General features: G+C 44.9%; 13 protein-coding genes. 9 read left to right on the top strand and 4 right to left on the bottom strand.

What is annotated here, in order from left to right:
- A partial coding sequence (locus tag QUA62_RS19545; protein WP_333406110.1) for a serine/threonine-protein kinase PknK occupies window positions 1-3,761 on the bottom strand: 3,761 nt, incomplete at its 3' end.
- 416 nt (window positions 3,762-4,177) lie between these two features.
- Here QUA62_RS19545 and QUA62_RS19550 point away from each other — a divergent pair.
- Window positions 4,178-4,666 (top strand): hypothetical protein, encoded by a 489-nt coding sequence (locus QUA62_RS19550; protein ID WP_333281313.1) that lies wholly within the window; start codon window positions 4,178-4,180, stop codon window positions 4,664-4,666.
- A 123-nt stretch (window positions 4,667-4,789) separates the two neighbouring features.
- Here QUA62_RS19550 and QUA62_RS19555 read toward each other — a convergent pair whose 3' ends face one another.
- From QUA62_RS19555 to QUA62_RS19565, 3 genes are all read right to left on the bottom strand, one after another.
- Window positions 4,790-5,458 carry a 2OG-Fe dioxygenase family protein gene (locus QUA62_RS19555; RefSeq protein ID WP_333406112.1) on the bottom strand — a complete coding sequence of 223 codons (669 nt, stop codon included), beginning with the start codon at window positions 5,456-5,458 and terminating at the stop codon, window positions 4,790-4,792.
- A 188-nt stretch (window positions 5,459-5,646) separates the two neighbouring features.
- On the bottom strand, window positions 5,647-6,411 hold the full coding sequence (locus QUA62_RS19560) for an aldolase/citrate lyase family protein (protein ID WP_333406114.1): 765 nt from the start codon (window positions 6,409-6,411) through the stop codon (window positions 5,647-5,649).
- Window positions 6,412-6,500: 89 nt separating this feature from the next.
- Window positions 6,501-7,013, bottom strand: coding sequence for a hypothetical protein (locus QUA62_RS19565; RefSeq protein WP_333281316.1), 513 nt, complete (start codon window positions 7,011-7,013; stop codon window positions 6,501-6,503).
- A gap of 134 nt (window positions 7,014-7,147) precedes the next feature.
- Between QUA62_RS19565 and QUA62_RS19570 the strand changes: the two genes are divergently transcribed.
- The 8 genes from QUA62_RS19570 to QUA62_RS19605 all read left to right on the top strand — a co-directional run bounded on the left by QUA62_RS19570 (window position 7,148) and on the right by QUA62_RS19605 (window position 21,967).
- A complete protein-coding gene (locus QUA62_RS19570; RefSeq protein ID WP_445301692.1) occupies window positions 7,148-9,283 on the top strand; it encodes an FAD-dependent oxidoreductase in 2,136 nt (711 codons plus the stop codon).
- A gap of 292 nt (window positions 9,284-9,575) precedes the next feature.
- On the top strand, window positions 9,576-15,392 hold the full coding sequence (locus tag QUA62_RS19575) for a HAMP domain-containing protein (RefSeq protein WP_333406116.1): 5,817 nt from the start codon (window positions 9,576-9,578) through the stop codon (window positions 15,390-15,392).
- 173 nt (window positions 15,393-15,565) lie between these two features.
- Window positions 15,566-16,393 carry a protein-glutamate O-methyltransferase CheR gene (locus QUA62_RS19580; RefSeq protein WP_333406118.1) on the top strand — a complete coding sequence of 276 codons (828 nt, stop codon included), beginning with the start codon at window positions 15,566-15,568 and terminating at the stop codon, window positions 16,391-16,393.
- On the top strand, window positions 16,347-17,072 hold the full coding sequence (locus tag QUA62_RS19585) for a chemotaxis protein CheB (RefSeq protein WP_333281330.1): 726 nt from the start codon (window positions 16,347-16,349) through the stop codon (window positions 17,070-17,072). The genes QUA62_RS19580 and QUA62_RS19585 overlap by 47 nt, the downstream gene beginning before the upstream one ends.
- A gap of 7 nt (window positions 17,073-17,079) precedes the next feature.
- Entirely contained in the window at window positions 17,080-19,146 is a 2,067-nt protein-coding gene (locus QUA62_RS19590) for a response regulator (RefSeq protein WP_333406120.1), read from the top strand.
- 142 nt (window positions 19,147-19,288) lie between these two features.
- Window positions 19,289-20,116, top strand: coding sequence for a type I methionyl aminopeptidase (map, locus tag QUA62_RS19595; protein ID WP_333281336.1), 828 nt, complete (start codon window positions 19,289-19,291; stop codon window positions 20,114-20,116).
- Between the two features lie 205 nt (window positions 20,117-20,321).
- The gene (locus QUA62_RS19600) at window positions 20,322-21,014 is read left to right on the top strand and encodes a response regulator transcription factor (RefSeq protein WP_190663224.1); all 693 of its coding nucleotides are present in this window, start codon (window positions 20,322-20,324) and stop codon (window positions 21,012-21,014) included.
- A gap of 653 nt (window positions 21,015-21,667) precedes the next feature.
- Window positions 21,668-21,967, top strand: a complete 300-nt coding sequence (locus tag QUA62_RS19605; RefSeq protein ID WP_333406122.1) for a hypothetical protein — start codon at window positions 21,668-21,670, stop codon at window positions 21,965-21,967.
- Window positions 21,968-22,197 lie beyond the last annotated feature (230 nt).

Raw genomic sequence — 22,197 nt, forward strand, 5'->3', positions numbered from 1 at the left:
CATGACAAGTAAAATTTGGCAGCAAGTTCGTGAGCGAGTGCTTCTTCGTTGATGTACTCGTTTTCTTTGGCAAGGGCTATCGCTTTGTCGTACATTTCGAGCGCTTCTATTTTTTCGCCTAAAACACGATGCCTTTCTGCCTCTACTAAATAGAACTTGTGCAAATAATTCATCGGGGCATGATGCGCCCATTTCTGCATTTTTTCTTGATTAGCTTGTACGCGACCGAGAATTTTCTGTTGTTCAGATTCTTGGCTATTGGCATACACCGCTAACCGTACTAAAGAATCGTAAAAATGGAAGATAGGAACAACGGGCAATCCTACTAATGCCTCTAAATGCTTCTCTGCTATAGCAATATTCTCAGTTGCTTCAAAGTAATTTTCAAACCAATAACCAAGTAAAGTTTTGTTTAAATATAGGTAGGCAACTCCCGCTTTGTCGTTTGCTTGCTGGTACAATGGCAACTTCAGATCCTCATCGCAGGCTTCACCCTTTAGAATGCAAGGATTTTCGGTTCTTCCCAGCAGATTTAATATAGCCTGCCAAAAAATTTCTATATAATTAAGCGCTGTTGCTTGCTTGATTTTCTCAATAGCATCTCTGTTGATTGGTATCTCTCTGTCAAGCACAGTTAGTTCTTTGCCGCTATAGTAAGCGAAACACGAATGCTGTAGTAGACTATAGCCTGCATATTCTAAATCTCCTGTCTCCATTCCGCTAGAGTAACCTGACACCAAAGGCTCTAAGGTTTCTCTCAGATGCTCTTTCCAATGTCGGATGAGTGTATTTACAATGAAGACTGTCTTGGCTTTGATTTCTTGAGCATTTAACTTTGACACTAGAGTTAAAGCCAATTGACCAAACTGATAACCTGAATCAATATCTCCCACAATGGCACAAAGAAGAAGACCATAATTGCCATAAGCAAACGGAGAAACGGAAGCATTACCATATTGGACGGATAAATTTATTTGTTTGCACACCGTCAAGGGTACCAGTGTAGGAGCAGCAAGGTATGCAGGAGAAAAGATACTTGATAAAACTCTCATGGCTGCTAGTTTATAGGCATCGGTCATTTGAGGCAGGTTAGCTAAATCCTCAATTTCCAAGCCCTTCAAAATTGCCGCAGTTTCCCCTAGTGCCTGACCAATATCTGACAGGTTCGGCTGAGAGGGAAACTCCACCCCTAATAGCTTTAAAACTTGTAACCCCGTACTAACAGCTTCTAGCAGCCTGTTCTGCCCCATGTAAGCTTGCATCTGGACTTCATACACTTTCACTTTGTCCAGCAGCGTTTTGGCGCAGTTTTGTACTATCTCCACAAATCTCTGCATTCCTTCAAAATCACCGCCCAAAAAAACTGCCTCTGCTGCTTCCTGATGCAGGGCTAATGTCAGTTCATACTGACTGTTCCAACTATCTTCTCCTAACAGTCTTAAACCTACTTGCAAATATTTAATCGCCGACTCATGGGCTGTAGCTGCTTTGGCTTTTTGACCGGCAATTAAATTTAGTTTAGCAATTTCAGTGCGTTCGGATTCGTCGCTAACCAGTTCAATTCCTAGATTGAGATGATCGACGAGCGCAAATATTTCTTCCGTTCGCGTCTCTGTCGAGGTATTTTGCCACAGCAAGCGACCAATTTGCAAGTGAACTATTTTTTTAGAACTTTCTTCAATCAGAGCATAAGCTGCTTGTTGCACGCGATCGTGCAAAAACTTATAAGTAGTAATGATGAGATGAGACTGAAGAATTTCTTCTTCTGTCGTGCCTAATTCAGAAGTTGCTAAAATTAATCCATCTTGGATGGCTGGCAATAGCTCTTGAAAAGTTTCGGCGGTAGATTTTTCGTTGACTATCGAGAGAGTATTTAAGTCAAAACTATTGCCCACACAAGCGGCTAACCGTAAAACCTGCTGAGTTGCATCTGGCATTTTTCTCAATTTACCGACCATCAATTCAACGACGTTATCGGTAATCCCTACGGCTTCAATTTCTGAAATATTCCAATCCCAGTTTTTTTTGTGAGAATTAAAATTCAGGAGGTTTTCTTCATAGAGAGTTATGAGAAACTGATTGACAAAAAAAGGATTGCCTTGAGTTTTACCGACGACTAACTCAGTTAGGGGGAGAACTGAGCCTCTATCCCTACGCACAGTATCAGCTATCAGGTTAGTAATATGTTCGATATCTAAGGGAGTTAAAGTAATTTGGTTAATAGTCGCTTCTTGCTTTTGCAGCGCCTCCAGAGTCATTATCAGAGGATGCGTCTGGCTCACTTCGTTATCTCGATAAGCACCCATTAGAAATAAGTATTTTGTTTCCTCATCTGCCATCATTACTTGCAGCAGTTTCAAAGTAGCGGAGTCAGCCCATTGCAAATCGTCTAGAAAAATGACTAAGGGATGCTCGACTGAACAAAACACCCGGATAAATTTTTGAAATACTAAATTAAAACGATTTTGCGCTTCCGTAGCGCCTAACTCTTGGACGGGTGGCTGCTTGCCAACAATGAGTTCTACGTCGGGAATGACATCTATAATGATTTGGCCGTTATCACCAAACGCTGCTAAAAGTTTTTCTTTCCAAGTGCTGAGTTGCGTTTCGCTTTCAGTTAAGAGTTGCTTGACTAAGGACCCAAAAGCTTTAACAATAGCTGAGTAAGGAATATTGCGTTGAAATTGGTCGAATTTTCCGGCAATAAAATAACCGCTTGCCTTAGTAATCGGTTTATAAACTTCTTGCACTAAGGCTGATTTGCCAATGCCAGAGTAACCCGACACTAACATAATTTCTGTTGTGCCATTGCTGACGCGCTGGAAGGCTGATAATAAGGTTTCAATTTCTCGTTCTCTCCCATAGAGTTTTTGAAGTATTTGAAACTTATCACTCATATCTTTTTGGGCGATCGCAAAATCTACAATCGTTCCTTTAGCCTGTAGTTGTTCCAGACATTCTTCTAAATCTGCGAGAATTCCCCAAGCACTTTGGTATCTTTTTTCAGCAGTTTTTTCTAACAGTTTTACTACAATATCCGAAACCACTTTAGGAATTTTTGGATTAATTTCATGGGGCGGCACTGCTTGTTTAGCCATATGACAGTGGACTAATTCCATTGCATCGTTGTAATCGCATGGCAGTTGCCCCGTTAGCAGTTCGTAAAAAGTAACTCCTAATGAGTAAAAATCCGTGCGGTAGTCGATCGCTCGGTTCATTCTGCCTGTTTGTTCCGGCGATATATAGCTGAGAGTGCCTTCTAAAACATTAGGATTTTTTAGGGTAGGATTCTCACGAGTTAAAACAGTAGAGATGCCAAAATCTATGATTTGGACTAGCCCTGTTGTCGAGTTAATAATAATATTGCTCGGGTTGATATCTTTATGAATAATGTTATGTTGATGAATGTCGCCTAACGCCCTGGTTATTTTAATAGCGGTTGCCAAAAACTCTTCTAAGGTAAGTTTGTGATCGACCAACCACAGCTTTAATGATTTTCCACCACAATCCTCGAAAATAATAACTAAACTGTTTTGATATCTTTCTAAGCTGTAGGTTTTAGGGACACTTTCTAGGTTAAAATTGCGTGTAATTTCGTATTCCTGCTTGTATCTGACTAACGAAGCTGGCATCGGATAATCTTGCTTGATAAATTTGAGAATTACCGGTTGGTTGTCTTGCTTTCTCAGTCCTCGGTAAACTAAAGAATTATTACTTTCATGAATTTGGTTGGTAATGTCGTAGCCCGGTAAGTTAATCATTCTTACAGCCTCTTGCCAGTATTAATACTCTATTATTTTTTTAGGAACTGTTAATTAATTAAGTAGATGTATCCTCTAATACATAATAATATCCGAAAATTTAAGAAAAACTTAAGTTTAAAAAGAAAATTTATTTTTTATTAACATTTCTTAAAAATAAGACGGCTAAACATTCCGGTCAGGAGTGATCTCGCTCCACAGTTTCCTGCAAAATCCGGCAAAACAGAGTGAAGGGATCTCGCCCTTGGTCTTCACAGGAGATTTGTACGGCTTGTTATAGTTACTAGATCTATAGCCAGATATGGGGGGACTGGCGGGGGGTAAATTTGACTTTTGCAAGAACTCTAAAGAAGTTTATAGAGCACCTGCGATCGTGTAGAATCTGAAAAATTAATTTTAATGGAGTTTTGTTGCAAATGAAATTTTTGGCGATCGAAACACTAATTGTTAGTTCTATCCTTCTGTCAATCTCATCATTGTCCTCTGCTCAAAGTAATCAACAGGGCTCTACAATTCTCCCCACAGGAGCTTACTACGCTCAAGGAACAATGTTCAATAACTCCCGTAGAGAGATTGCACATCAAAACAATAGAATCTGCATCAAGATCGTCGATGGCCCTGCAAATCCCTACAAAGGAGTCGAATCTATCACAATTAGCAGCGTGTCTTTGGAAAATGGGAAATTCTATATTGATGCAACTGGCACAGAGCTAGTATTAAAAAACAATGGAAAAGCATTCTCTGGCGACATTCGCGGTACATGGGAGTATAGAGGTATCTCGCCCGATCCAAGGAGTCAACCCATACAAGCTAAAAAAATGGCAGAATGTGTAGCTGCTCAAGGACGATATGTGCAGAAGATGGAAGGAATATCCATTTCAGGAATCGATTTTCCCAAGCATTAACCACGATCGAGATGGGTGGGGGCGAAACCAAAAGGTGCTCTGTGAGATGCAGTAATCGGTAATCGAAGTAAGGTGCGGAGTACGCACCCTACTTAATTAGGTTATGCGTCCAAGACTGTATCCTCAATCGCAAAGCAAACTCGGAGAAGTCAGCACAAAGACATCCCTGGTTCCCACCCCTTCAGATTCCGGTTTAATCGGCGTAGTAAAGTGGAAAAACTCGTGGTCGTTAACTAACAGCAATTCCCCTGGCTGCAGAACTTTATTAAAAACAGGCTTCTCTTTTTTAGCCAAGTACAAATGCGTTTCCCCGCCTACAATATTAGTTCTGTCAACCGAGAAAATCCCGATAAAGTCAGTACCGTCTTGGTGAATCCCTTCCGGTGCGGGGTTGCCGAAATTGTGCGGCGAACAAGTCGTCCTGATTTGATGGATGCCGATTTCAGCTTCCGGGTGAATTTTGCAGGAATCGAAAAAAGCAAAAATCATCTGTTTGAAATTATCGAGGGCAATTAGCCGATCGTCCAATTCGGCAAATTCCCGCCTGATATCACCCACTAGCGGATTGTATGTTTTGCTTTGAAACAAATAGCCGTGAGGTAACTTAACTAACTCATCTCCGTTGACTGTAAACCGCGACAATCTTCTAGAACGATACTTACCTTTCACATACGGATCGACAGGCATATCGTCAAAAAAATCCTTGAAACCTTCTAGCTTAATCGAGTTTACTTTTTTGAAAGTAAACATGAAAGCATAATCCAAATGAATGGATTCTAATACCGTTTTCATAGATTTTTCTCCATGAAGCCTTGCTCCCCTCTCTAATTTAGCCTTGAGGAGGTGTATGCTTCTACTCTAGCGCAGGTTTTTTGTATGTGTCGTAAAAGACACTACAAAAATTGCAAAGATATCGTAAAGCTTGCAAGATGAATCCGGGGGCTTGTTCTTTTTTTAATCCAAAATCCAAAATCTAAAATCTAAAATCGATTGACCGCTTTCACCAGCGACTGACAGGCGCGCAGGAAAACGGCAACATCGACCCCAAGTGTGACGTACTGAACGCCAGCATCCATCCACTCCTGGGCGATTTCGGGGTTATCCGCAAAAGTACCCGCAGCTTTGCCTGCTTTGCGGATGGTTTGCACTGCCTCCTGCATCATGTCGATGACTCGGGGATCGCGGACTTGGCCGGGAATGCCGATCGACTGTGACAGATCGTAAGGCCCTAGAAAAATCACGTCCACCTCTGGCACAGTAACAATTTCTGCCAGGTTGTCGATGCCGCCTTTGCCTTCGACATGAATCACAACTAAGGATTCTTCGTTGAGTTTGTCGGTGATATTTGTACCTGCGGCGGTGTAAAGTCCCGCCCGCGTAGCGAAGGAAAGGCCTCGCGTTCCCAGAGGACTGTATTTAGCGCTTTTGACAGCGGTTTCGGCATCGATTTTGCTTTCTATTTGAGGTATTTGAACGCCTGCACTGCCGATGTCGAGAGCTCGTTGAATTTGCGGCCCGTCGTTTTTGCGGACGCGAATAATCGGTGCAATTCCAGTGCAGTCGGCGGCGCGACACAAATCTTCAGCAGCAAGCGGGTTCAGGGGGCCGTGTTCCATATCGATAACGGCGAAATCGAATCCAGCGTGACCGCATATTTCCATGAATGCGGGATAAGCGCAGTTCATAAATAAACCGAGGACGGTTTCCCCTTGTTTAATTTTTTGTTTGAGTTGGTTTTGACGCATAAATTTGGAGTTTTTTTACCGCCGCTGACGACCGATGAACCTAAATTGTTTTTAATAAAACAGCTAAAATATTGCTGTTACAAATTACTTTAGGTTAAGAGAATAGACAAAAACTTTGTAGCTGCTTTTGCTTCTCTTTTAAAAGGAATCAAGCACAAAAGCCAGCCAAAAATAAACATTCCTAAAATGGGTAAAAATATTGCTCCCACGGAGGGCTCGACTAACCAAGCAAATAAAGCAAACATTCCAATACTGCCAGTCGTCCACAGCCAAAGAATCAAAATTCCTATAACTATTTTATGTAAACTCATCCTAATTTTGATGGAACAACCGAACTGTTGAGTATGTATTTCTCCTTGTATAATTGGGAACAATAAATTTCGACCGATCATGATGCGATTGATTGTGAAGGTTTTGCCAGAAATCGTTCCTTCATAGGGTTTCGCAGGTGGCGGCCCAAAGGGTATAATTATTCTAACAACTTTGGGAGGAGTAACAACTTCGTCCAACCTGCGTAAAACCTCCGAAAAAGTTAAACTGGTGGTAATTGTTAAACTCTCAAAAGGAATCAATGACCTAAAAATTTTGACGATTTTGAGCATAAGGTAGAGCCGACTGTTCAATAGTTGTTGCTGGTATTAATGCCTCTTCTCTAAAAAAGTTTTCCCTGACAACACCGCGAAATACCAGTATACTGCAAAATAAACATTTAGATGGCATGAGTGTTTTTGGCGCTATGTCAAAATTAATTCCACAATCTCCGATGAAACTTCGACAGTATCTATTTTTGCTCAAAGGTCGATCGATCCTTAGCCTCACCCTCGGCATCATTTCCGCGATAGGGAGCATTTCGCCAGTATTTGCCGCACCTCCCCGCAATCCCGACACTGCTGAAACTTGCGACATTCTAGTAGCAGGCGGCGGGCTCGCAGGCGCTGCTACCGCTTACGAAGGTTTGCTGGCGGGGCGCACAGTTTGCCTTACTGAAATTACTGACTGGGTAGGCGGTCAAATTTCCTCCCAGGGAACTTCCGCACTCGATGAAAGAGAGACTCAGCGATCGCTCTTATTTTACCCCCGTGGCTACCTCGAATTGCGGGGGCGGATCGAGCAACATTACGGCCGGCTAAATCCCGGAGGCTGTTGGGTTAGCTATTCGTGTTTCATGCCCTACGACGGTCACAAAATTCTATTTAACATCTTGCAGGATGCCGCTAGAAAAGGCAAAGGCACGCTGAAATGGTTTCCCAATACGGTTATTAAAGAACTAGCAATTACTCCTGCTGTGGCCGGCAATGCGGTTGGGGGCCAACAAATTAAAAGTGCGATCGCCATTCAACACAAACCCGCCGCCAACACGCCACCACTAAACACCGAAACTCTTTCTCAAACTATCGAAGATGCCTATCGCTACGAAAATTCGGCGCGCTTTAATAAAACTATTATTCGGTTTATTCCTAAAGCATCTCAGAACCCCCCTAACCCCAGAAGAGGGGGGAATTCCACCAGTTCCCCCCCTTTACAAGGGGGTGCTGATTGGTACGTTGTAGATGCCACTGAAACAGGGGAATTGATCGGACTTGCGGATGTTCCCTACCGCCTCGGAATTGACCCGCGTTCTCCTCTCGAACCTTCCTCCCCCAGCCCAACCGGCGACGCTTACTGCACTCAAGGTTTTACCTACACCTTTGCGATGCAAGCAACGAAGGAACCGCAGCAGCATCAAGTGCCGTCTTTTTATCAACAATACGCTCCTTACTACAGCTACGAATTGCAGAGATTGGCGAGCTTTCCCTTAGTTTTCACCTACCGCCAAATCAGGAGCATGAGACCGGATGAAAAGCGACCTTCAGACCCGAAGCAATTCCCGATTTATCCCGGGGATATTTCGATGCAAAACTGGACTTGGGGCAATGACTATCGTCCCGGTTCTGCCCAGGATAATTTAATTTATTCTCGCGAGCAGTTGGAAGCAGCAGGTCAACTGCAACCGGGGGGATGGATGGGCGGTTTGCGAACGGAAACTTTGCGAAAGGGAGAGGAAAATGCCAAAGGATTTTTCTACTGGCTGGTAACAGGAACTACTGACTCGCAGCTAGGAGAGGGAGTCAAAAAGCCTAATCCAAACAATCGTTTTTTGAGCGGGTTGGATTCGCCGATGGGGACGGTACACGGACTTTCTAAATATCCTTATATGCGGGAGGGCCGGCGCATTATTGGGCGGCCGAGTTTCAATCAGCCTCAAGGTTTTATGGTGTGGGAAGTTGATATGTCTCGCACTGACTTTACGGCTGATTTTTACCGCCAGAATTTGTCGGAGGAAGAGTATCGCAATTTGTGGTTGGCTGTGGGTGGTTTGAATGCGCCGGCTTTGGCTGTGGGAAGTCAATCTGTTGAGGATACAAAATCGCGATCGCGCGCTACGATTTATCCTGATTCTGTGGGTATCGGTCATTATGCGATCGACTTTCACCCCTGCATGACCAACAGTCCGCCGGAAGCACCGGGAAATACCGAACGCGAAGGCACTCGCAAAGCTCAAGGACAAGCTTATCCCTTCCAAATTCCGCTGCGGGCAATGATTCCTCAGAAAATTGACAATATGTTAGTGGCGGGTAAAAGTATTGCTGTTAGCCACACAGCGGCGGCTGCTTATCGAGTGCATTCTTTTGAATGGTCTGCCGGTGTGGCGGCGGGAGTTACGGCTGCTTTTTCCTTGGAAAAAGGGATTCTACCTTATGAATTAGTGGACGAATTGCCATCCCGCGAGCCGAATTTGGAAGTGTTGCAGTTGCGGTTGCAACAAAATGCCAATCCGATCGCCTTTCCGGGTACTTCTATTTTCAATAGTTCGTGGCAAAATTGGAAATAATCGCAGTTGGTAATCTGTAGGGCGGGCATCCTGCCCGCCCTACAATAAAATTCACTCTTTGTAGAACAGGGTGGAACAGGCTTTCGGGCTTGTTCCTGACACCCGACAATCAACTGGTTACCAAGAAGAGCCTGCGAACCAGTATAAAATAACCAATAACAAAATAGCTGATCAACAGCAATTTGTCATCCATCTTTCGACAGAAGCAATCAGACACTGCTTTAGTTGGATAATATCAATAATCTCAAAAATATTCCCCCCTTCCCCTTCAAACTCGTCAAAGGTAACGCTCATGTCAACTGCACAGATAACCAGCCCCACTTCCAATAATTATGCCAAACAGTTACTTAGAACCTTAGTGGCAGTCAAAAAAGGGGACTTTTCAGTTCGGATGCCCATAGACCAGACCGGTCTAGCGGGGAAAATTGCTGACGAACTTAACGACATTATCGATCTCAATGAGAGAATGGCGGCCGAACTCGAGCGGATCGGCACAGTTGTCGGTAAAGAAGGCAAAATCGCCCAGCGGGCCACCATTGGCAGCGCCGAGGGGTCATGGGCAGCTAGCGTAAACTCTGTCAATACCCTAATTACAGATTTAGTGCAACCAACCTCTGAAACCGCCAGAGTAATTCGGGCCGTAGCAAAAGGAGATTTATCGCAAACTATCGCCTTAGAAATAGAAGACAGACCCCTCAAAGGAGAATTCCTCCAAACAGCGCAAATTGTCAACACAATGGTAGACCAATTGAGCTCCTTTGCGTCGGAAGTAACGCGGGTGGCTAGGGAAGTGGGAACCGAAGGGAAATTAGGGGTGCAAGCAGAAGTTAAAGGAGTTGCTGGAACTTGGAAAGATTTAACGGATTCAGTTAACTCGATGGCGGGGAATTTAACAGCACAAGTGCGTAACATTGCCGAAGTGACAACGGCGGTGGCAAATGGCGACTTGTCGAAGAAAATTACAGTAGATGTAAAAGGTGAAATTCTCGAACTGAAAAACACGATTAACATCATGGTGGATCAGTTGAGTTCCTTCGCATCAGAAGTAACCCGGGTGGCGAGAGAAGTGGGAACCGAAGGGAAATTAGGCGTGCAAGCTGAAGTCCGAGGAGTAGCAGGAACATGGAAAGATTTAACGGATTCAGTTAACTCGATGGCCGGCAATCTTACCGCACAAGTACGGAACATTGCCGACGTGACGACTGCTGTGGCAAATGGTGACTTATCTAAAAAAATTACTGTAGATGTTAAAGGTGAAATTCTGGAGTTAAAAAACACTATTAACATCATGGTGGATCAGTTAAATTCCTTCGCATCTGAAGTAACGCGGGTGGCGAGAGAAGTAGGTTCCGAAGGCAAACTCGGCGGTCAAGCAGAAGTTAAAGGAGTTGCCGGAACTTGGAAGGATTTAACGGATAGCGTTAACTTCATGGCAGGCAGTTTGACAGCACAAGTGCGGAACATCGCTGAAGTGACAACCGCTGTGGCAAAGGGCGATTTATCTAAGAAAATTACCGTAGATGTTAAAGGGGAAATTCTCGAACTCAAAAATACCGTCAACACGATGGTTGACCAATTAAATTCCTTCGCATCTGAAGTAACCAGGGTTGCTAGGGAAGTGGGAAATGAAGGAAAATTAGGCGTACAAGCTGAAGTGCAGGAAGTAGCAGGAACCTGGAAAGATTTAACGGATTCAGTTAACTCAATGGCCGGAAATTTAACAGCACAAGTCCGCAACATTGCTGAGGTGACGACGGCTGTTGCTAACGGTGACTTATCTAAAAAAATTACGGTACAGGTTAAAGGAGAAATTTTAGAACTGAAAAACACCATTAACGTGATGGTGGATCAGCTTAATTCCTTCGCATCTGAAGTAACGCGGGTGGCGAGAGAAGTGGGTTCCGAAGGTAAACTCGGCGGTCAAGCGGATGTCCGAGGCGTAGCAGGAACTTGGAAGGATTTAACGGATTCAGTTAATTTTATGGCGGGTAGTTTGACAGAGCAAGTACGGAATATTGCGGCTGTTACGACTGCTGTGGCAAATGGCGACTTGTCGAAGAAAATTACTGTAGATGTTAAAGGTGAAATTCTTGAACTGAAGAACACCGTCAACACGATGGTGGATCAATTAAATTCCTTTGCGTCGGAAGTAACCAGGGTTGCTAGGGAAGTGGGAACCGAAGGGAAATTAGGCGTGCAAGCTGAAGTTAAAGGAGTTGCGGGAACCTGGAAAGATTTAACGGATTCAGTTAACTCGATGGCGGGGAATTTAACAGCACAAGTGCGTAACATTGCCGAAGTGACAACGGCGGTGGCAAATGGGGACTTGTCGAAGAAAATTACAGTAGATGTAAAAGGTGAAATTCTCGAACTGAAAAACACGATTAACATCATGGTGGATCAGTTGAGTTCCTTCGCATCAGAAGTAACCCGGGTGGCGAGAGAAGTGGGAACGGAAGGTAAATTAGGCGTGCAAGCTTACGTGCGGGGTGTAGGGGGAACTTGGAAAGATTTAACCGACAACGTAAACTTGATGGCGGGGAATTTGACCGCGCAGGTGCGGAACATTGCGGAAGTGACGAAAGCGGTGGCAAATGGCGATTTGTCTAAGAAAATCACCGTGGATGTCAAAGGCGAAATTCTGGAGTTGAAAGACACTATTAACGTGATGGTGGATCAGCTTAATTCCTTCGCTTCTGAGGTGACGCGGGTGGCGCGGGAGGTAGGAACCGAGGGTAAATTGGGCGGTCAAGCTGAGGTGAAAGGAGTTGCGGGAACTTGGAAAGATTTAACCGATAACGTAAACTCGATGGCGGGGAATTTGACAGCGCAAGTGCGGGGTATTGCTAAGGTTGTGACGGCGGTGGCGAATGGCGATTTGAAGCGCAAATTAATGCTGGAAGCTAAGGGAGAAATTGCGACTCTGGCAGATACGATTAACGAGATGATTGATACGCTGGCGACGTTTGCCGATCAAGTTACTACCGTGGCGCGGGAGGTGGGAATTGAAGGGAAATTGGGCGGCCAGGCCAAGGTTCCGGGCGCGGCGGGGACGTGGCGAGATTTGACGGATAATGTGAATGAATTGGCGGCGAATTTGACTACTCAGTTGCGGGCGATCGCCGAAGTGGCAATTGCTGTTACCAGAGGCGATTTAACGAGGTCAATTTCCGTCGCCACTGAAGGAGAAGTTGCGATCGTTAAGGACAACATTAACCAGATGATCGCCAATCTCCGGGAGACTACGCAGAAAAATACTGAGCAAGATTGGCTGAAAACAAACCTTGCTAAGTTCACTCGAATGCTACAAGGTCAGCGGGATTTAGAAACTGTTTCTAAACTAATTCTCTCAGAATTGACGCCGCTGGTGTCTGCTCAGCATGGCGTCTTCTTTATGATGGAAGCTGTCGAACACGATCCGTTTCTCAAACTGTTAAGTACCTACGCATACCGCGAACGGAAGCATCTGGGAAATAGATTTAATTTAGGCGAAGGTTTGGTAGGACAGTGCGCCCTGGAAAAGGAACGCATACTGTTGACAGAAGTGCCCGAAAACTACGTTAAAATTTGCTCTGGACTGGGAGAATCTACGCCGCTGAATGTGGTGGTTTTACCCGTATTATTTGAGGGACAAGTGACGGCAGTAATCGAGTTAGCTTCGTTCCGCCGCTTCAGCGAAATACACTTGACATTCCTCGACCAACTTACAGAAAGTATCGCCATTGTCTTAAATACAATTGCGGCGAGTATGCGGACGGAAGAGTTGCTGAAACAGTCACAGTCTTTGGCAGAAGAGTTACAAACTCAGCAAAAAGAACTAACGGAAACTAACAAGCGCCTCGAACAACAAGCGCAGTCACTCCGCGCATCTGAGGAACTGTTGAAGAGTCAGCAGGAAGAGTTGCAACAAACGAATGAAGAACTAGAAGAACAAGCTGAATTGCTAGCGCTGCAAAATAAGGAAGTTGAGCGGAAAAACCGAGATATCGAACAGGCGAGGGGGTTGTTGGAAGAAAGAGCCGAACAGTTGGCTCTAACTTCTAAGTATAAGTCGGAGTTTCTGGCAAATATGTCTCACGAGTTGCGAACTCCGCTAAATTCGCTGTTGATTCTGGCTCGATTGCTTTCTGACAATACTGAAGGCAATTTGACTCAGAAGCAAGTTGAATACACGCGCACAATTTACTCGGCGGGAAATGATTTGCTGGGGCTGATTAATGACATCTTGGATCTCGCTAAGATTGAATCAGGCACGATGTCGGTGGAAATTGAGCAAGTGTTGTTTACGGACTTGCGAGATCATTTGGATCGGACTTTCCGCCAAATCGCCCAGGATAAGAAGTTGAGTTTTAAAATAGAGCTTGAGGCTGGGTTGCCAAAAGGTCTCTATACTGATGCTAAACGGCTGCAACAAGTTTTGAAGAATCTCCTCTCTAATGCGTTTAAGTTTACAGAGCGAGGTGAGGTGAAATTGCGTGCCGAAGTAGCGCGGGAAGGGTGGAGTTTAGAGATAGAAAGTTTAAGGAGTTCCCCTACTGTTTTGGCTTTCTCAGTTAGCGATACCGGGATTGGGATTTCTGCTGAAAAACACAGGGTTATTTTTGAGGCTTTCCAACAAGCAGATGGTAGCACTAGCCGCAAATACGGGGGCACGGGTTTGGGTTTGTCAATTAGTAGAGAAATCGCTAATTTGTTAGGCGGAGAAATTAAATTGACAAGTAGCCCTGGTGAGGGTAGTAGGTTCACGCTTTATCTGCCACAAACTTACCAAGAATCGCGAATAATAATCACTGATACGGGCTCGGGAACGGGCAAGCAAACGCCTCAATTACCCTCTGCTACTTCTCCCGCACTTCCTTTGCCGAATTTCCACTTGCCGATCGCGCCTTACCCCTCACCTTTAATCTCTGATGATCGAGAAAATATTGAGAGTGACGATCGCGTGCTTTTGATTATTGAAGATGATGTAAACTTCGCTCGAATTCTGTTGGATATGGCGCAGGAACAGGGTTTTAAAGGTTTGGTGGCTTTGCGGAGCGATATCGGTTTGGCGATGGCGCGAGAGTTCAAGCCAACTGCGATTATGCTGGATCTAAATTTGCCTGTGATGGATGGCTGGACAGTGCTCGATCGCTTGAAGCACGACCCAACTACGCGCCACATTCCGGTTCACATTGTATCAGTTGAAGAAGGGCGGCAGCGCAGTTTGCAGTTAGGGGCGATCGCGTACTTACAAAAGCCTGTCAGTCGCGAAGCCTTGAGCAAAGCTTTGACTGATATTAAGGGTTTTGTCGAGCGGCCAGTGAAGAGTTTGCTAGTCGTGGAAGACGACGAAACACAGCGTCTGAGCATTGTGGATTTAATCGGCAATCACGATGTTTCTACAACGGCTGTGGGGAGTGGTGCAGAGGCGCTAGCAATTTTGAAATCGGGGCATTTTGACTGCGTTGTACTCGATTTGGGACTACCAGATATGACTGGTTTTGAACTTATCGATCAGATCAAGCAAGAGGCTAATTTGAAAAGTCTGCCGATTATTATTTATACGGGCAAAGACTTGACAAGATCCGAAGAAACTCAACTCAAGCGCATGGCGGAAACAATCATTGTTAAAGATGTGCGATCGCCGGAACGTTTGTTAGATGAAACAGCTTTGTTTTTGCACCGAGTCCAAGCAAATTTGCCGGAACCAAAGCGCCAAATGCTAGAGCAATTGTATCAAACAGATTCGACGCTCGCGGGCAAAACAGTCTTGATTGTTGACGACGATATGCGGAATATTTTCGCCCTCACGAGTATGCTGGAGCGCCATAAAATGAAGATTGAGTATGCTGAGAATGGGAGAGAGGGCATTGCTAAATTGCAAAATACGCCTGACATAAATATTGTGTTGATGGACGTGATGATGCCAGAGATGGACGGTTACGAAACAATGGAAGCAATTCGTAATATGCCTCAATTTGCTTCGTTGCCAATGATTGCTCTTACTGCGAAAGCTATGAAGGGCGATCGGGAAAAATGTATCGAAGCTGGTGCGTCTGACTACATTACCAAACCTGTTGATACGGAACAGTTGCTCTCGCTGCTGCGTGTCTGGCTTTATCGCTAATGGAAGTCAGTTGTCAGTTGGCAGTTGACTGTTGGCAGTTGTTAGTTATTAGTTGTCAACAGTCAACAGTCAGCAGTCAACAGTCAACAGTCAGCAGTCAACAGTCAACAGTCAACAGTCAACAGTCAACAGTCAACAGTCAACAATGCCCCCTAACCAATTAGTAATTAAAAATGCCCGAAAGCCATGAACTTGAAACAATCGAAATTCAACTCCTACTAGAGGGAATGTTTCGCTATTACGGATTTGATTTTCGCAATTATGCTCTTGCCTCTCTCAAGCGCCGTATTTGGAACACTATTCGCTCGGAACGGCTCACCACTGTCTCGGCACTTCAGGAAAAGGTACTTCACAATCCTGCTTACCTAGACCGTTTACTGCTGGACATTTCTGTCAATGTAACGGCGATGTTTCGCGATCCCAGCTTTTACATTAGTTTCAGAAATAAAGTGGTGCCGCTACTGCGTACTTATCCTTTTATTCGGATTTGGCACGCTGGATGTTCAACGGGAGAAGAAGTCTATTCTATGGCAATCTTGCTGCAAGAAGAAGGACTTTATGACCGTTGTCGGATTTACGCTACGGACATGAATGAATTAGTTTTGAAAACAGCCAAAACAGGGATATACCCGCTGAAACAAATGAAAGAATATACGCAACTCTACCACCAAGCGGGGGGCAAGAAAGCGTTTTCTGAGTATTACACTGCTGCCTATGAAAATGCGATTTTTCGCTCTTCACTTAAAGATAATATTGTCTTTGCTCACCACAACCTAGCAACGGATAATTCTTTTAATGAGTTTAATGTTATTTTATGCCGTAATGTGATGATTTATTTTAACTCACACCTCCAAGAGCGGGTACACAAGCTTTTTTATGAGAGCCTAACAATGTTTGGAGTTTTGGGACTAGGACATCAGGAGTCTCTGACTTTTACACCTTATGAAAAATACTATGAACCAATTGAAAGTAGTGAGAAAATCTACCGAAGAGTTAAATAAAAAAAATTTTGAAATAGTGGTTGTTGGCACGTCTTTGGGAGGGCTAGAGGCTCTGACTGTGCTGCTGGCAAATTTGCCACAAAGCTTTCCTTTGCCTGTAGTTATTGTCCAACACCGCCATAAGAGTTCTCAGAATAGGCTGACTTATTTTTTACAAAAGCAAAGCTCTCTCCAAATCACAGAGGCGCAAGACAAAGAGGAGATCGTACCTGGACGGGTTTACTTGGCTCCTGCTGACTATCACTTGCTAATAGAATCGCCCTCTGACGAGGAGTTTAGCCTGTATGAAAACGACTTTACAGAAGGGGGGAGCGTGGCAGTGGAGCCAATCCACAATTCAAAATCCCCAATCCCCAATCGCGGAACTCCTAAATTTGCACTATCAACTGAGGCTCCTGTCTGCTACGCGCGGCCCTCAATCGATGTGCTGTTTGAGTCTGCTGCGGATGCCTTTGGGGAGAAAGTTATCGGCATAATTTTAACGGGAGCTAATTCGGATGGCACTAAAGGGCTGGCAAAAATTAAAGCTGAGGGAGGATTGACATTTGTGGAGGAACCGGCTTCAGCTCTATGCCCGGCCATGCCAGCGTCGGCGATCGCAAATGTTGAAGTAGACTGGATTTTACCCCTCTCTAAAATCGCTCCCTGTTTAGTCAATTTGCTAAGAATTAAAGATTAAAAAAATTATGACTCTGCAGCCCCCCCATCGAGTAAATGTCCTTTTAGTTGACGATCGCCCAGAAAATTTGATAGCTCTAGAAGCTATTCTCAACAGCCCGTCTTATCATCTAGTACAAGCTAATTCGGGCGCGGAGGCTCTGAGATGTCTGCTTAATGAAGATTTTGCGGTAATTTTGCTTGATGTGCAGATGCCGGGAATGGATGGATTTGAGACAGCTACATTGATTCGCTCTAGAGATCGATCGCGAGCGACTCCGATTATTTTTATCACAGCATTCAGCAGTAATGACACCCACGTGTTTAAAGGTTATTCTCTGGGCGCGGTGGATTACCTCTTCAAACCCTTAGAACCGGAAATATTGACCTCGAAGGTGCAGGTATTTGTGGAATTGTTCCAAAAAACAGTCGAGGTGAAGCAGCAAGCAACACAGTTAGCTGCGGTTAATAGTGAACTAAAGAAAAGTGAAGAGCGGTTTCGCACTTTGTGTGCTTGTTCACCACTGGGAATTTACTTAGCTGACGTTGAAGGCCGCTGTACTTACATCAACCCGCGTTGTCAAGCGATTTGCGGGTTAACTTTGGAGGAAAGTTTGGCAGAGGTTTGGCAGCGGGAAGTTCATCCAGAAGATCGCGATCGCGTAGTAGCAGATTGGTTAGCTTGGATTAAAGAAAGCCAGGAATATTCTAACGAGTTTCGATTAGCTGGTAGCGAAACTGTGCGGTGGATTCACGTGCAGTCGTCGCCCATGTTTTCGGATTTTGGAACACTGATCGGTCACGTGGGCACGGTTAGAGATGTCACAGACCGCAAGCAAGCAGAGGAAGAACGCGGCAGACTAATCCGCGAACAAGTGGCGCGGCAAGAAGCGGAGAGAGCTAACCAGATGAAGGATGAATTTCTAGCTATTCTCTCTCACGAACTCCGTACTCCTTTAAATGCAATTCTCGGCTGGTCTAGGCTGCTTCGCAGCAAAACATTTGACCAAGAAACTATTGATAAAGCCCTAGAAACAATTGAGCGCAATGCTAAATCTCAAGCTCAACTCATCGAAGATATTTTAGATGTTTCGCGGATTCTGCGGGGAAAAATAAATTTAAATATGCATCCGATTCGGTTGGAATCTGCGATTAAGTTGGCAATAGATTCATTGCAACCGCTGGCTGAGGAAAAATCAATAGTCCTAGAATTAACGTGCAGTCCAAATGTAGGTGAAGTGACCGGCGATTTCGATCGCTTGCAGCAAATTGTGTGGAATTTGCTGTCAAATGCGATTAAGTTTACTCCGCAAGAGGGTAAAGTAGAAGTGCGGTTAGAGTCAGTTGGAGATGAGGCTCAAATTCAGATAATTGATAGCGGCATTGGTATCGCTCCTGATTTTTTGCCTTATGTTTTCGATCGCTTCCGCCAAGCTGATAGCAGCACAACTAGGTCTTACGGGGGTTTGGGACTGGGATTGGCGATCGTCCGTCACTTGGTGGAACTGCACGGCGGTAAGGTGGATGCAGAAAATAATCCGGGCGAGGGTGCGAAATTTACGGTGGTTCTACCTATTGCTCAGAGGAAGACCCGAGGTGCAGAGGATGATTGGTCGCAGCTCAATGAGGCGACAGAGACTCTCCCCACTCTGGCTAATTTGCAATTGCTGGTGGTGGATGATGACGATGACACGCGGGAGTTTTTGATTGCTTTACTCGAGGACGAAGGAGCTATGGTGCGATCGGCGGCATCGGTGGCCGGGGCTCTAGATGCACTGGAGAGTTATTGGCCGGATCTGCTGCTGAGCGACATTGGAATGCCGGAAGCAGACGGTTATGAGTTGATCGCCCGGGTGAGAGAAATGGAAAGGCTCAGGGGTGGAAAGATGCCTGCGATCGCCCTGACAGCCTACGCCCGAGAGGAAGAGCGGCAGCAAGCGCTGGAAGCTGGTTTCCAGACGCACTTATCTAAACCAGTTGAGCTAACTAAGTTAATTGCCGCAATTGCTAACCTCACAGGAAGGCTCGGAAATCCCGAGCAGACGGACTCGGCGGTTTCAACCGCTTTGTTGACCCCCCAATCCCGTGCCGATTAGTGAGAAAAATATTAAGCTAGCTTAAAGGACAAGCGATCGACAGTTCGGAACAAGACACTCGTTTTTCCACAAAAAACTGGATATTTGCCGTTTTTTTGCTTCTACCTGCCGTCAAAGTACAAAATTACCCGCCAATCAATACATGAATATTTTTAGCAGTCTGCTTTCTGGTCCAACTCCAGCACCCCAAGTCAAAAAACAGCGTCGAGGCATTGAAATTAAGTCGGAACGCGAAATCGAAATTATGCGACAGGCAGGGAAAATCGTTGCAACGGTACTCAAAGAAATTTCCCTAATGGTAAAACCGGGAATGACTACTGCTGATTTGGATGCTTATGCCGAAAAACGCATCCGCGAAATGGGTGCCACTCCCAGTTTTAAAGGCTATCACGGTTTCACGGGATCGATTTGCTCTAGCATTAATAACGAAGTTGTTCACGGCATCCCCAGCGCCAAAAAAGTAATTCGGGCAGGAGATGTTCTCAAGGTAGATACTGGGGCATATTATCAAGGTTTTCACGGCGATTCTTGCATTACGATCGCAGTTGTGGAAGTGACTCCCGAATCGGCAAAATTAATCCGAGTCGCAGAAGAAGCTCTCTACAAAGGCATCGAACAAGTGAAGGCTGGAGCTTATTTGCTCGATCTGGCTGGTGCGATCGAAGATCATGTCAAAAGCAACGGTTTTAGCGTCGTTGAGGAGTTTACCGGCCACGGTGTCGGGCGAAATTTGCACGAGGAACCCTCGGTTTTCAATTTCCGCACGCGGGAAATGCCGAACGTGAAATTGCGAGCGGGCATGACATTGGCGATCGAACCAATTCTGAATGCCGGTTCTAAGTACACTCGGACGCTTTCTGACAAGTGGACTGCTGTAACGGTTGACAATGCTATGTCTGCTCAGTTTGAGCATACTGTGTTGGTGACAGAAACTGGTTATGAAATTTTGACAGATCGTTCAAAAGTTTAAGTGGAAGGGTTCAAGAATAATTTTGAGTTTTGAGTTTTGAGTTTTGAATTAAAGATTTAATCAGTTTTTAATCGTTAGATCAAAACCTAACTCAAAACTCTTGAGTTGAAAAACAATTTTTTTAGTTCCTTCGATGGATGGAGTGACAACAAGACTTAAATGCGGCTAAATTAAAAAATAGTGGTAAAGCGTAAGGGTAACAACTATGTCAGCACGATTATTATTGGTAGATGATGAACCGGGCTTGCGGGAAGCAGTACAAGCTTATTTGGAAGATAGCGATTTCGCGGTTGAGGTGGCCAGTAATGCTCGGGATGGGTGGGAACTCTTGCAGCAGACTAATCCGGATTTGGTGATTTCAGACATTATGATGCCCCAGGTGGACGGTTATCAGTTTCTCAAGCAAGTGCGGGAAGATCCTCGCTATAAGGCTTTGCCGGTGGTGTTTTTGACGGCTAAGGGGATGACGAGCGATCGCATTCAAGGCTATCAAGCAGGCTGCGATGCTTATCTTTCTAAACCCTTCGATCCCGACGAATTAGTAGCAATAGTAACCAATTTGCTGGCCCGCCGCGCGGCTGCTAAGGAGACGAGCGAAAATGCTGAAAGTCCAGATATTGCGGCTTTGACAAGCCAAATGGCGAGAATTGAGTCTTTGCTGAGCGGGCGGAGTTCGATCGCCCAAAGTCCTTCGCCGATTAAAATTGATTTGACTCCGCGAGAACAAAGTGTTTTGGATTTGGTTGCTCAAGGTTTGATGAATAAGGAAATTGCCCGCCGCTTGGAAACTAGCGTGCGTAATGTGGAAAAGTACGTCAGCCGTTTGTTTAGCAAGACGGGTACTAACAGCCGTACTGAGTTGGTTCGCTTCGCTCTCGAACACGGCTTGACGAAATAGGAGCCCTCTCGACTTGGCTGGAGGCTGTGCCTCGCCGAGCTGCGTTACCAGGCTCTTCCTGGTAACGAGAATTATGAAAAAACTTAGAAATGTTAAGATATAAATATTGACAGATATCCGGTGGCTGTGGTATGTCACATCAGCTTGCTGGTGGCAGCGCGGGAGTGCGAAAACTGATGTGCGATCGAACTTCTCACCCACTTTGCTTTGAGTCTGAGATGAACATTCGCAAAGGCTGGGGAATTACTTAACGGGAAAACCTGACTGTTTAAGAGTTTTCACGTAGTAAATAGAAAGGCAAACAGTTGACCGGATATGCTCCGTTAAGCAAACTTGCCGCGAAGAGTCAGATAAGGTTATATCCTGTGGAAAAAGAAGTCGCTATTCATTAATGACTCTGCTCAAAAACGGATACTTGCGAACGGCAGGAGTGGTAAGTAGCCCACAATTTTAGACCCTCGTTCAAGCTCTCAGATTCATCTGTGGAGTAAATCTAAAATCTAAAATCTAAAATCGACTCACAGCGCTCTAAAGTAGCGGCGGATGTTGGATGTATAGCAGCACCAAAGTTTGGTTTATATCAGGAGGATACCATGAGGAAAATCACGGCGCGACAAACAATAAGTGCCATAGTAGCACTGCCGATCCTACTAATGGCCAATACAACTCAAGCTTTTGCCGCTGATACCAGTCAGAAAATAGATCCAATTAAGAAAGTTTCGGATTTGGGCGATGAGCTAGATGTTGATATAGGGCTACCAACAACAATCAGCATTGAAGAAAGCGAGGATTGGGATGAACCTGATTTTACAGCTACTTTAGATATGGAGATTAGTAAATTTATGACAAACAATCTTCAAGCTGTAATTGATGAGCCGCCGCCGGTAGTTTATCTCAGTGCGGCGAGGGGCCAGTCAACCCGGGCCTGCCGGATTTCGGGGATCTGCGAATAACTGAATCGGAGTTGGGCGATCGACTCTTTTGCTGGGTACAATTGGAGCGATGGTAAAGATTTCAGTAAAATCAGGTTGATTTTGCTGAGAATATGCGAATAACAGAGTATGTATTTTTTCGGGTATGCTTTAATTTTATCCGCTACAACAATAAGTATGCAAGCTGAAATCAACTTAACTAGGTGATTGTTCGCTGTGATTGGCGATCGCAAAAAGAAGCTGAAATCAAC

The organism is Microcoleus sp. MON1_C1 (genome assembly GCF_036701945.1).
In the GTDB taxonomy this organism is placed as follows: Bacteria; Cyanobacteriota; Cyanobacteriia; order Cyanobacteriales; family Microcoleaceae; genus Microcoleus.